Source organism: Streptomyces sp. NBC_00212 (assembly GCF_045206365.1).
Taxonomy (GTDB): domain Bacteria; phylum Actinomycetota; class Actinomycetes; order Streptomycetales; family Streptomycetaceae; genus Streptomyces.
The window spans coordinates 3,818,758-3,831,200 of the sequence record NZ_CP108115.1; the positions used below are offsets into that span (position 1 = coordinate 3,818,758).

Below are 12,443 nucleotides of genomic sequence, written 5' to 3' on the forward strand. Positions count from 1 at the left end.
TCAGGGCGACGCGCGCCCGGCCGCGTCCACCCGAACGGCGGGGCGCGGAAAACCGGCCGTGCCCAGGGGCCCGGCCCAGGGGCCCGCTTCCCCGGCCCGTGCGGGATTGTCAGTGGCCCCCTATACGGTGACGCCATGGCTGCCCGTACGAAATCCGCGAAGGACCGACCGTCCTACCGCTGCACCGAATGCGGCTGGACGACCGCCAAGTGGCTCGGCCGTTGCCCCGAGTGCCAGGCCTGGGGGACGGTCGAGGAGTACGGCGCGCCCGCGGTGCGCACCACGGCCGCGGGCCGGGTCTCCACGGCCGCGCTGCCCATCGGCCAGGTGGACGGCCGCCAGGCGACCGCCCGCACCACCGGGGTGGACGAGCTCGACCGGGTGCTCGGCGGCGGTCTCGTGCCGGGCGCGGTGGTGCTGCTCGCGGGCGAGCCCGGCGTCGGCAAGTCCACGCTGCTCCTGGACGTCGCGGCCAAGGCGGCCACCGACGACCACCGCACGCTCTACATCACGGGCGAGGAGTCGGCGAGCCAGGTCCGGCTGCGCGCCGACCGCATCAAGGCGCTCAACGACCATCTGTACCTGGCGGCCGAGACCGACCTGTCCGCCGTCCTCGGCCACCTCGACGCGGTGAAGCCGTCCCTGCTCGTCCTCGACTCCGTACAGACCGTCGCATCCCCCGAGATCGACGGCGCCCCCGGCGGCATGGCCCAGGTCCGCGAGGTCGCGGGCGCGCTGATCCGCGCCTCCAAGGAACGCGGCATGTCCACGCTCCTGGTCGGCCACGTCACCAAGGACGGCGCGATCGCCGGCCCCCGCCTCCTGGAGCACCTGGTGGACGTGGTGCTCTCCTTCGAGGGCGACCGGCACGCGCGTCTGCGTCTCGTGCGGGGCATCAAGAACCGCTACGGGGCGACGGACGAGGTCGGCTGCTTCGAGCTGCACGACGAGGGCATCACCGGACTCGCCGACCCCAGCGGCCTGTTCCTCACCCGGCGCGACGTGGCGGTGCCCGGCACCTGTCTGACGGTCACCCTGGAGGGCCGCCGGCCCCTGGTGGCCGAGGTCCAGGCGCTCACCGTCGACTCCCAGATCCCCTCCCCGCGCCGCACCACCTCGGGCCTTGAGACCTCCCGCGTCTCGATGATGCTCGCGGTGCTCGAACAGCGGGGCCGGATCACCGCTCTCGGCAAGCGCGACATCTACAGCGCGACGGTGGGCGGGGTGAAGCTCTCCGAGCCCGCGGCCGATCTGGCGATCGCGCTGGCCCTCGCCTCGGCCGCCAGCGACACTCCGCTGCCCAAGAACCTGGTCGCGATCGGCGAGGTGGGCCTCGCGGGCGAGGTCAGACGGGTCACGGGCGTGCAGCGCAGACTGGCCGAGGCCCACCGCCTGGGCTTCACCCACGCGCTTGTGCCGACCGACCCGGGCAAGGTCCCGGCCGGTATGAAGGTCACGGAAGTCGCCGACATGGGTGACGCGCTGCGGGTGCTCCCGCGCGGGCGTCGCGCACAGGCCCCACGGGAGGAGTAGCCGCGCCGGTAGACTTTGCCCTGGTCTCGCCCGTCCGTACGAGCAGTACGCGAGCAGTACGCGCCGTATGAGCAACACCGGAGGAGTGCAGTGGCAGCCAACGACCGGGCATCAGCACCCGGAAAGTCCGGCACAGGCTCCGGTAACGAAGCACTGATGCGCGCCGCGCTGAGCGCCGTCGCGCCCGGCACCGCGCTCCGCGACGGCCTGGAGCGCATCCTGCGCGGCAACACGGGCGGTCTGATCGTGCTCGGCCTCGACAAGACCGTCGACTCGATGTGCACGGGCGGCTTCGTCCTGGACGTCGAGTTCGCCGCGACGCGGCTGCGCGAGCTGTGCAAGCTCGACGGCGCGCTGGTCCTCGACAAGGACATCACCAAGATCCACCGGGCCGGTGTCCAGCTCGTGCCGGACGCGGGGATCCCCACCGAGGAGACCGGCACCCGCCACCGCACGGCGGACCGCGTCTCGAAGCAGTGCAACTTCCCGGTCGTCTCGGTCTCGCAGTCCATGTGCCTGATCGCGCTGTACGTGAACGGGGAGCGGCGGGTCCTGGAGGAGTCGGCGGCGATCCTGTCCCGCGCGAACCAGGCGCTGGCGACCCTTGAGCGCTACAAGCTCCGCCTGGACGAGGTGGCCGGCACCCTCTCCGCCCTGGAGATCGAGGACCTGGTGACGGTCCGGGACGTGACGGCGGTGGCCCAGCGCCTGGAGATGGTGCGCCGCATCGCGACGGAGATCGCCGAGTACGTGGTGGAGCTGGGCACGGACGGCCGGTTGCTGTCCCTGCAACTGGACGAGCTGATCGCGGGGGTCGAGCCCGAGCGGGAGCTGGTCGTACGGGACTACGTGCCCGAGCCCACCGCCAAGCGCTCCCGCACGGTCGACGAGGCGCTGCGCGAGCTCAACGACCTCACGCATGCGGAGCTGCTCGAACTGCCCATAGTGGCAAGGGCGTTGGGCTACAGCGGCTCCCCCGAGACGCTGGACTCGGCGGTGTCCCCGCGGGGCTATCGCCTTTTGGCGAAGGTGCCGCGCCTGCCGGGCGCGATCATCGAGCGCCTCGTCGAACATTTCGGCGGCCTGCAGAAACTGCTGGCCGCCTCGGTGGACGACCTCCAGACGGTCGACGGCGTCGGAGAGGCGCGGGCCCGGAGCGTGCGCGAGGGGCTGTCGCGGCTGGCGGAGAGCTCGATTCTGGAGCGGTACGTGTAGTTGGGGCGAGGGGGCAGGGTTTTCCCACCCGCCCACCCGCCCACCCGTAAGCGCAGCGTTGGCAGGCCCGGCCCCTCCTGGGGCTCCGCCCCCAACCCCGGCACGCCTCCCCACTGACCCGCCCGTGCAGGACACCGAGAAGGCCGCCCCTTGGGGCTCCGCCCCAAACCCCCCTCCTCAAACGCCGGAGGGGCTACCTGTGCGGACGGTTTTCGGCTGCGGGTCGTTCGTGGCTGGTCGCGCAGTTCCCCGCGCCCCTGTAGGGCACCCAGTACTGCTGGTCGCGCCCGCGCGGCGGAGCCGCACAATGTCACAGCCCCGCGCCCCTAGCAGGGCTGATCCTGGCCCGCATCGGGGCATTTCAGCCCGTCCGGCGTTTGAGGACGAGCGCCCTCAAGGCGCGAACGGGGTCTGGGGCGGAGCCCCAGGGGTCCTTCAACCCCCGGCGGGTCTAGGGAAGGGGCGGGGTGGGGCCTCCGGGGTCTGGGGCAGAGCCCCAGCGCACCCCGGCCCAGGGCCAGCCCGCCCCCGGAGGCCACGCGGCGGAGCCGCCGAGTGTCACAGCGGGAAGGGGCGGGGTGGGGGCTCAACCGGGTTTGGGGCGGAGTCCCGGCGTTAGTCCTGGGCCAGGGCGAATGATGCCCTGGCCACTGGGAGGCCCGGGAAGTGGGCCTCTACCAGGTACGTGCCGGGGCTCACCACCCCCGCCCCCGGCGTCGCACAGCCCGGCGCGGACTGCGTGCGGTTCCACTCCACGGTGTGGGTGATCGCGGAGCTGCCCGGCACCTGGAAGAAGACGTCCGCGTCACCCGACGGGCAGTCTTCCGTGGACCACACCCGGTCGTTCCCGGTGGACGTCACCGTCACCACCGCCCCCTTCGGCCCCAGGTCCGCCTTGCACGTGGAGTCCGAGTTGTTCTTGACGACGACTTCGAGGCGCGGCTTCTCCCCCGGTGCGAACGACGTCTTGGTGCTGCGCAGGATCAGGGTCAGCGAGCCCGGCGCGCAGGTCGGCAGGCCGGAGTCGGCCGGGACCTGACGGCCCGTGTCGCCCCCACCGACCGAACTCCCGCCGCCGGAGCCGGAGTTGGAGCCGCCTGAGCCGCCCGAGCCCGTACTCGTACCACCAGAGCTGGAGTTGGAGCCGCCCGAACCTCCGGAACCGGACGAGCCGCCCGAGCCTCCCGAGCCGCTGGACTCGTCGCGGCCACCCGGTGCCGTGCTGATCGCGGGGCCGGAGCCCGAAGGGCCCGGCGTGATCGACTGCGTGGGGTCCGGGCCCTTGTCGTTGCCGCCGCTCTTGTTCCCCTTGCCGCCACCGGAAGTGACGACCCATAGGACGAGGAGCGAGAGCAGCGCGATCAAGGACAGCGCGACTGCCCTCCGTCGCCAATAGATGGAGGAGGGAAGCGGCCCGACCGGATTGCGCAGAGATCCCACGCACCGAACCTTACGAGAGATCGGGGGCAACTCCCGCCCCACCCGCCGCCACTGTGCCCAAGTTTTCCGGATCATCATTCCGGAGCGGGTGCCTCCGCAGTCTGGGCGCCGCCTTGCGGCCGGCTCGTGGTCGCCCCCCATTCATGATTCATACTGTCCGTCACCATGGATAGTGAGCTCTACCGCAACATCACCGACTTCGCCCACGACATGCCGTCCTGGGTGCAGAGCTTCGTCGAGGTCTGGACGGAGCTCGGCCTGCTCCTGTTCGGCGTGCTGTTCGTCTGCGCCTGGTGGCGGGCCCGCCGCCGGGACACGACGTCGTTCGCCCTCGCCCTGCTCGCGCCCGTCGCGACGGCGGTCGCCTATGTGTGCAGCGAGGTGATCAAGTCGCTGATCGACGAGGAACGGCCCTGCCGGGCGGTGGCGGGCGCGGCGACCTCGCTGATCGCCTGCCCCGCCAACGGCGACTGGTCGTTCCCGTCCAACCACGCCACCATCGCGGGCGCCGCGGCCGTCGCGCTCGCGCTGGCCTGGTCACGGATCTGGCTGCTCACCGTGCCGATGGCGCTCGCGATGGCCTTCTCGCGGGTCTTCGTCGGGGTGCACTACCCGCACGACGTGGCGGTCGGCCTGGTGCTGGGCACCCTGGTCGCGCTGCTCGTCGTGAAGGCGGGCACCCGGCCGGTGCGGTCGCTGGCCGAGTCGATGCGTACGAGCGACGTCGCGGCGGTCTCCTGGTTCGCCGGACCCGGCGCACGCGTGCACGCCAGGCAGCACGCACGCCGCTGAGCGCCTTTGCGCGCCCCCATCGGGGGCCGAACGTGCCAGGATCGGCTCTGCGATGAACATTCTGCCGACGATGCCGACCGTGCCCAGCATGCCCATGAACGAGAAGAACGCCACGAACCCGCCGACCGAGCCCGCCGTCCTGCACGAATCCGTCATCGGATGGTTCGGCGAGCACGCCCGCGACCTGCCCTGGCGGCGCCCCGAAGCGGGCGCCTGGGGCGTGATGGTCAGCGAGTTCATGCTCCAGCAGACCCCGGTCAGCCGGGTGCTCCCGGTGTACGAGCAGTGGCTGGCGCGCTGGCCGCGCCCGGCCGACCTGGCCGCCGAAGCACCCGGCGAGGCCGTCCGCGCCTGGGGCCGGCTCGGCTATCCGCGCCGGGCGCTGCGGCTGCACGGCGCGGCTCTCGCCATAACGGAACGGCACGGCGGCGACGTACCGGCGGATCACGGGCAGCTGCTCTCGCTGCCCGGCATCGGCGAGTACACGGCGGCCGCCGTCGCCTCGTTCGCGTACGGGCAGCGGCACGCGGTCCTGGACACCAACGTGCGCCGGGTGTTCGCCCGCGCCGTCACCGGCGTCCAGTACCCGCCGACCGCGACCACCGCGGCCGAGCGGCGCCTGGCCCGCGCGCTGCTGCCCGAGGACGAGGCAACCGCGGCTCGCTGGGCGGCCGCCTCCATGGAGCTCGGCGCGCTGGTCTGCACGGCGAAGAACGAGACGTGCCTGCGCTGCCCGATCGCCGCGCAGTGCGCCTGGCGGCTCGCCGGAAAGCCCGCGCACGAGGGCCCCGCCCGGCGCGGCCAGACGTATGCGGGCACCGACCGTCAGGTGCGCGGCCGGCTCCTCGCGGTGCTGCGCGATGCCACCGGCTCCGTACCGCAGTCGGCGCTCGACGCGGTGTGGCACGAGCCGGTGCAGCGGGCCCGGGCGCTCGACGGGCTCGTCGCGGACGGTCTCGTGGAGCCGCTCGAAGACGGCTTCTACCGCCTGCCGCAGTCGTGACCGGAGCCGTGATCGCGGCGACGACCACCCCGGCCGCCGTCCTGCCCGACTGTGTCCGTAACGCCCGAAAGAGCGGCGTTACCCCTGGAAAACGGCGGTAAACCTCGGCTGTTACACAACCGATGGCTCTCCGTGCGTCTGCCGACGGCTGCTCCGCACAGCCCCGTGACAAGTCCTCCGTAGCTTCATTGACGTAAGCGACCAGCAGGACGAGCGGGACCAGCTCACGGGGACGACGGAGGCGGTTGGGTATGGCGCAGGGCGAGGTGCTTGAGTTCGAGGAGTACGTACGCACCCGGCAGGACGCGCTTCTTCGGAGTGCCCGGCGGCTCGTTCCGGACCCCGTGGACGCGCAGGACCTGCTGCAGACCGCGCTGGCCCGCACCTACGGCCGCTGGGACGGCATCGCCGACAAGACGCTCGCCGACGCGTACCTGCGCCGGGTCATGATCAACACCCGGACCGAGTGGTGGCGGGCCCGCAAGCTCGAAGAGGTCCCGACCGAGCAGCTGCCCGACGCCCGCGTCGAGGACGGCTCCGAGCAGCGCGCCGACCGCGCCCTGCTCATGGACGTCCTGAAGGTCCTGGCCCCCAAGCAGCGCAGCGTCGTCGTGCTGCGACACTGGGAGCAGATGAGCACCGAGGAGACGGCCGCGGCCCTCGGCATGTCGGCCGGCACGGTCAAGAGCACGCTGCACCGGGCGCTGGCCCGGCTCCGCCAGGAGCTGGAGAGCCGCGAGCTGGACTTCCGTGCGCTGGAGCGCGGTTACACGGGCGAGGTAAAGGGGCGGGAGCGGTGCGCGGCCTGAGCAGGCACAGCGGGGGCGCTTTGACGGCGGGGACCACGGCACTGGCCGGGCTCTCCGCCCTCGGGCTGCTCATGGCCGGCTGCTCCACCGGCGGCACCGGCACCCGGGACGAGGGCGAGGCCCCGAAGTCCGACAAGGTCGCCCACGCCACGCCGTCGCCGAGCGCGACCAGCCCGGCGCCGTTCACCAAGGTCGACCCGGTGAAGCTGCTCAAGGCCGACCCGAAGGTCAGCGCCCGGGTCAAGGCCCAGCTCAAGCCCTGCACCAAGGACGAGTACCCGATCGACGTGACGTACGGGCACCTGACCGGCGCGACCGGCCAGGACGTCGTCGTGAATGTCATGAACTGCGCGGACGCCGTCGGCCTCGGCGCGTATGTGTACCGCGCATCGGGCGCCTCGTACGACAACGTCTTCACCGCCGAGGAGACGCCCGTGTACGCCGAGATCGACCGGGGCGACCTGGTGGTGACCCGGCAGCAGTACGCGGCCGGTGACAAGCCGGCGTTCGCGTCCAGCGAGGTCGTGACGACCTACCACTGGGCGGCCGGTTCGGGCGGTTCGGGCGGTAAATTCGCCCAGCAGGACCAGGTGGAGAACGACTACAGCAAGGCGGTCGCCGGCAACGAGACCGCCGCCCCCGTGCCCGCCACCCCCTGACCCGGCCGCCCGGGTCGGCAAGCGTCGCCGTGGGCATGCCGCAGACTGGTACTGCGCCCGGCCCCAGCACGACGGCCGGGCGTCGGAAGAGACCGCCGGAGAACTGAGAGAGCAGCGCGATGGCCGAAACCCATGTTCTGTTCGTCGAGGACGACGACGTCATCCGTGAAGCCACCCAGCTCGCCCTTGAGCGGGACGGCTTCACCGTGACCGCCATGCCCGACGGGCTCTCCGGACTGGAGGCGTTCCGCGCCGACCGGCCGGACATCGCCCTGCTCGACGTGATGCTGCCGGGCCTCGACGGCGTCAGCCTGTGCCGCCGGATCCGCGACGAGTCGACCGTGCCGGTCATCATGCTGTCCGCGCGGGCCGACTCCATCGACGTCGTCCTCGGCCTGGAGGCCGGCGCGGACGACTACGTCACCAAGCCGTTCGACGGCGCCGTCCTGGTCGCCCGGATCCGCGCGGTGCTGCGCCGCTTCGGGCACGCGGGCGGGCCCGGTGCCGCCACCGAGACGCCCGAGGAGGCGCCCGAGCGCGGGGTGCTCGCCTTCGGCGACATCGAGATCGACACCGAGGGCATGGAGGTCCGCAAGGGCGGCGAGACCGTCGCGCTGACCCCGACCGAGATGCGGCTGCTGCTCGAATTCTCCTCGGCGCCCGGCACCGTACTGTCCCGCGACAAGCTCCTTGAGCGGGTCTGGGACTACGGCTGGGGCGGTGACACCCGGGTCGTGGACGTCCACGTCCAGCGGCTGCGCACCAAGATCGGGCAGGACCGGATCGAGACCGTCCGTGGCTTCGGCTACAAGTTGAAGGCGTGATGGGCAAGTGAGGCGCCCCGCGCCGCAGGCCGGCCGCCGCGGGCTCCGGGATCTCCCGGGGCCCGGCCCCCGTACCCGCGCCGAAGCCGAACAGGAGCACGTCGCATGAGGTGGCCGGCCCTGCGGACCGGCGTCCGCTGGAAGATCAGCATCGCGATCACCGCGGTCGGCGCGCTCACCGTGATGGCGCTGAGCCTCGTCGTGCACAACGCGGCCCGCGTCTCCATGCTCGACAACGCCCGCGAAGTGCAGATGGAGCGGCTCAACTTCGCGCAGAACTACTACGAGACCAGCAACAAGCGGGTCCGCTTCGGCACCAAGCTGAACGACCCCGCGCTGCCGGCCGTGCTGAAGTCCAAGGCGCTGCAGGGCCGCAAGGTCTCGTCCGTGCAGGAGCGCGACAGCGGCCCGCCCGACATCTGGGCCGCCGTGCCCGTGGGCAACGGCGACGTGCTGTCGCTGCACTCCACCTTCACCGACCGCAGCTCCAACGTGATGGCCGACCTCGACCGCGCCCTGGTCATCGGCTCGGTCGCGGTCGTCTTCGGCGGCTGCGCGCTCGGCATCCTCATCGGCGGCCAGATCTCGCGCAGGCTCCGCAAGGCGGCGGACGCCGCGGGCAAGGTCGCCGAGGGCAACACGGAGGTACGGGTACGGGACGCCATCGGCGGTGTCGTGCGCGACGAGACCGACGAGCTCGCCCGCGCCGTGGACGCGCTCACCGACGCGCTGCAGGAGCGCATCGAGGCCGAGCGCCGGGTCACCGCGGACATCGCGCACGAGCTGCGCACCCCGGTCACCGGGCTGCTCACCGCCGCCGAACTCCTGCCGCCCGGCCGCCCCACCGAGCTGGTGCGCAACCGGGCGCAAGCCATGCGCACGCTGGTCGAGGACGTCCTGGAGGTGGCCCGGCTCGACAGCGCCTCCGAGCGGGCCGAGCTGCAGGACATCGCGCTCGGCGAGTTCGTGAGCCGGCGGGTCGCCGTGTTCGACCCCGAGGTGAAGGTGCGGGTCGTCCACGAGTCGTGGGTCTCCACCGACCCGCGCCGCCTGGAACGCATCCTGGGCAACCTGCTCGGCAACGCCGCCAAGCACGGCGAGGGGCCGGTGGAGGTCACCGTCGAGGGCCGGGTCGTACGGGTCCGCGACCATGGCTCCGGCTTCCCCGAGGCGCTGCTTCGCGAGGGGCCGAGCCGGTTCCGTACGGGGTCCAGCGACCGGGCGGGCAACGGGCACGGCCTGGGCCTGACGATCGCCGCGGGCCAGGCCAAGGTGCTCGGCGCCCGGCTCACCTTCCGCAACGTGGCCCCCGAGGGCGCGCCCCACGCGCCGGGCACGGGCGGCGCGATCGCGGTGCTCTGGCTCCCGGAACACGCGCCGACGAACACGGGCAGCTTCCCGGTCCAGCCGCCGGCGAAGGACGCGCGGCAGGTGTAGTCGGTACGCGTATACGTGGTCCGTACGCGTACGGGGAAGCGTGATCCTCGTATGGGGAGCGTCAACAGCCAACCACGGCAACACTGTTGACCATGCATGTACGGGCGGCTTTCACGGGCGTACGTGACCCGGTGGTACGCCTCCGCCTGGCGACGGCACTGCTGATCGCGGCACTGGTCCCGCTGGCGGGCCGGGCCCCGGTCTCGGCGGTGCTGGCGGGGGCGGCGCTGCTGCTGGGCCTGTCGGTGGCAGCGGAGGCACCGAGCCATCGCCGCCGGATGGAGACGGCGCGGTGACGCCTCCGCCCCGGGGGCCTGCTGGCCACCCGGGGCGGAACGGTCCCCCGGAGCCCCGCCAACCCAACGGCGGAGCCCCAGGGTTGGCGTACTAAGCCACCGGCTCCGAGAGGGCCGCCGCGTCCGCCGGGGCGGACTTCTCCGGCTCGGGGGCCGGGGCGGAGCCCCGCAGCGGGACCTCCTTGACGAAGAGGGCCGCCACGAACATGGCCACCGCGATGATCGAACCGACCAGGAACGTCCCGTGCGTACCGGAGGACACCGCGTACTGGTACGCCTCACGCACCGGAGCCGGCAGCTTCGCCAGGCTCGCCTGGTCCAGCTGGGCGTTGGCCAGCTTGCCCGCGCCCGAGGAGGCCGCCGAGCCGAGGCGGCGCGTCATCTCGTCGCCCACCCGGTTGGTGAAGATCGCGCCCATGATCGAGACGCCGAAGGACGAGCCGAGCGTACGGAAGAGGGTCGTGGAGGACGAGGCGACGCCCATGTCCTTCATCTCGACGCTGTTCTGCGCGACCAGCATCGTGATCTGCATCAGGAAGCCCATGCCCGCGCCGAGCACCGCCATGTAGACGCCGGACATGAGCCGGGTCGTGGTGGTGTCCATCGTGGAGAGCAGGAACAGGCCGACCACGACCAGCGCGCCGCCCAGGATCGGGAAGATCTTGTACTTGCCGCTGTTGGTGGTGACCCGGCCCGCGATGAGCGAGACGACCATCATCGAGAGCAGCATCGGAAGCAGCAGCAGACCGGAGTTGGTGGCCGAGGCGCCCTGCACGGACTGCTGATACAGCGGCAGGAACAGCATCGCGCCGAACATCACGAAGCCGGTGAGGAAGCCGATCCCGGACATCAGCGAGAAGTTGCGGTTGCGGAAGATGTGCAGCGGCACGATCGGCTCGGCGGCCTTCGTCTCGACGAAGAGGAAGCCGACGATCGAGGCCACGCCGAGCGCGATGAGCTCCATGATGATCGCGGAGCCCCAGGAGTACTGCGAGCCGCCCCACGTGGTGACCAGGACGATCGAGGTGATGCCGACGGTCAGCAGGATCGTGCCGAGGTAGTCGATCCGCCCGCGCGCCCGCTTCTTGGGCAGGTGTAGTACGGCGGTGACCATGGCGAGCGCGACCGCGCCCAGCGGGATGTTGATGTAGAACGTCCAGCGCCAGCCGAGGTGGTCGGTGATGGCGCCGCCGACCAGCGGGCCGCCGATCATCGCGAGCGCCATGACGCCGGCCATCATGCCCTGGTACTTGCCGCGGTCCCGGGGCGGAATCAGGTCACCGATGATCGCCATGACGCCGACCATCAGACCGCCGGCGCCGAGGCCCTGGATCGCGCGGAAGCCGATGAGCTGGGCCATGTCCTGCGCCATGCCGCTGAGCGCGGAGCCGATCAGGAAGATCACTATGGAGGTGAGGAAGGCGCCCTTGCGCCCGTACATGTCGCCGAGCTTGCCCCAGATCGGCGTGGACGCGGCGGTGGCCAGGGTGTACGCGGTCACCACCCAGGACAGGTGCTCAAGCCCGCCGAGTTCGCCCACGATCGTCGGCATCGCCGTGTTCACGATCATGTTGTCCAGCATCGCGAGCAGCATCGCGATCATGAGCGCGAGCAGCACGACGCGGACGCTGCGGGGCTGTGGCCCGTCGGTCACCCCCGCCTCGGCCGCCGTTTCTTCCGGTATCCCCGTAGCCATCGTCCCCAACTCCCTGAAACCTGCCGTCCACCGGGTGAGGCACTTACTTGCCGCCCGGCTAGTTACCACTACACTGGGGAAGGTAGACCCCAACTTGCCGGGCGTCAAGTAAGTAAATGACAAACGGCACGGCCGCCGGGGGACGGCGGCCGTACGCATTCGGGAGAGCGGCATGGCCAGAGGAAACACCCGCCAGCGGATCCAGGACGTTGCCCTGGAGCTCTTCGGTGAGCAGGGGTACGAGAAGACCTCGCTGCGCGAGATCGCCGAGCGGCTCGATGTGACGAAGGCCGCGCTCTACTACCACTTCAAGACCAAGGAAGACATCATCATCAGCCTCTTCCAGGACCTCACCAGGCCCATGGACGAGGTGATCGAGTGGGGCCGCACGCAGCCGAAGACGCTGGACGTGAAGCTGGAGATCCTGGGCCGCTACAGCGAGGCCCTCATCGGGGCCGAGCCGCTGTTCCGGTTCATGCAGGAGAACCAGGCGACCATGCGCGAACTGAGCATCGGCGAGATGTTCAAGGAGCGGATGCACGCGATGGTCGACCTGCTCAAGGACCCGGACTCCGCCATGGCCGACCGCATCCGGTGCTTCACGGCGCTGTTCTCGATGCACGCCGGGATGTTCGTCCTCAAAGACATGGAAGGCGACCCCGAGGAGAAGCGCACCAGCATCCTCGAAGTCGCCAACGACCTGGTCGTCCAGGCCCACCACAACACCCGCTCATAGGCG

12 protein-coding genes are annotated in these 12,443 nt (G+C 71.4%); 10 read left to right on the top strand and 2 right to left on the bottom strand.

What is annotated here, in order from left to right; all coding sequences use genetic code 11:
• Positions 1 to 135: 135 nt before the first annotated feature.
• Positions 136 to 1,533: a DNA repair protein RadA gene (gene radA, locus OHA17_RS17355; protein ID WP_406507374.1), complete on the top strand. Its 1,398-nt coding sequence runs from the start codon at positions 136 to 138 to the stop codon at positions 1,531 to 1,533.
• Between the two features lie 90 nt (positions 1,534 to 1,623).
• Entirely contained in the window at positions 1,624 to 2,748 is a 1,125-nt protein-coding gene (disA, locus tag OHA17_RS17360; protein WP_406507375.1) for a DNA integrity scanning diadenylate cyclase DisA, read from the top strand.
• 615 nt (positions 2,749 to 3,363) lie between these two features.
• Here the strand turns inward: disA and OHA17_RS17365 are convergent.
• Positions 3,364 to 4,188 (bottom strand): hypothetical protein, encoded by an 825-nt coding sequence (locus tag OHA17_RS17365; RefSeq protein ID WP_406507376.1) that lies wholly within the window; start codon positions 4,186 to 4,188, stop codon positions 3,364 to 3,366.
• A 165-nt stretch (positions 4,189 to 4,353) separates the two neighbouring features.
• Between OHA17_RS17365 and OHA17_RS17370 the strand changes: the two genes are divergently transcribed.
• The 7 genes from OHA17_RS17370 (at position 4,354) to OHA17_RS17400 (ending at position 10,008) form a co-directional block, all read left to right on the top strand.
• Complete coding sequence (locus OHA17_RS17370; RefSeq protein ID WP_406507377.1) at positions 4,354 to 4,980, top strand: phosphatase PAP2 family protein; 627 nt, start codon at positions 4,354 to 4,356, stop codon at positions 4,978 to 4,980.
• 88 nt (positions 4,981 to 5,068) lie between these two features.
• Positions 5,069 to 5,983 (top strand): A/G-specific adenine glycosylase, encoded by a 915-nt coding sequence (locus OHA17_RS17375; protein ID WP_406510743.1) that lies wholly within the window; start codon positions 5,069 to 5,071, stop codon positions 5,981 to 5,983.
• 251 nt (positions 5,984 to 6,234) lie between these two features.
• Entirely contained in the window at positions 6,235 to 6,792 is a 558-nt protein-coding gene (locus tag OHA17_RS17380) for a SigE family RNA polymerase sigma factor (protein ID WP_053729102.1), read from the top strand.
• Complete coding sequence (locus OHA17_RS17385) at positions 6,780 to 7,451, top strand: hypothetical protein (protein ID WP_406507378.1); 672 nt, start codon at positions 6,780 to 6,782, stop codon at positions 7,449 to 7,451. The genes OHA17_RS17380 and OHA17_RS17385 overlap by 13 nt, the downstream gene beginning before the upstream one ends.
• A gap of 119 nt (positions 7,452 to 7,570) precedes the next feature.
• A complete protein-coding gene (gene cseB, locus OHA17_RS17390) occupies positions 7,571 to 8,275 on the top strand; it encodes a two-component system response regulator CseB (protein ID WP_344372794.1) in 705 nt (234 codons plus the stop codon).
• A gap of 105 nt (positions 8,276 to 8,380) precedes the next feature.
• Positions 8,381 to 9,712 carry a two-component system sensor histidine kinase CseC gene (gene cseC, locus OHA17_RS17395; RefSeq protein ID WP_406507379.1) on the top strand — a complete coding sequence of 444 codons (1,332 nt, stop codon included), beginning with the start codon at positions 8,381 to 8,383 and terminating at the stop codon, positions 9,710 to 9,712.
• Between the two features lie 92 nt (positions 9,713 to 9,804).
• Entirely contained in the window at positions 9,805 to 10,008 is a 204-nt protein-coding gene (locus OHA17_RS17400; protein ID WP_406507380.1) for a hypothetical protein, read from the top strand.
• 91 nt (positions 10,009 to 10,099) lie between these two features.
• On the opposite strand, the gene OHA17_RS17405 is transcribed toward OHA17_RS17400, so the two are convergent.
• On the bottom strand, positions 10,100 to 11,704 hold the full coding sequence (locus OHA17_RS17405) for an MDR family MFS transporter (RefSeq protein ID WP_053729106.1): 1,605 nt from the start codon (positions 11,702 to 11,704) through the stop codon (positions 10,100 to 10,102).
• A 172-nt stretch (positions 11,705 to 11,876) separates the two neighbouring features.
• On the opposite strand from OHA17_RS17405, the gene OHA17_RS17410 reads away from it, so the two are divergent.
• Positions 11,877 to 12,440, top strand: a complete 564-nt coding sequence (locus OHA17_RS17410; protein ID WP_398877717.1) for a TetR/AcrR family transcriptional regulator — start codon at positions 11,877 to 11,879, stop codon at positions 12,438 to 12,440.
• The last annotated feature ends 3 nt before the right edge of the window (positions 12,441 to 12,443 follow it).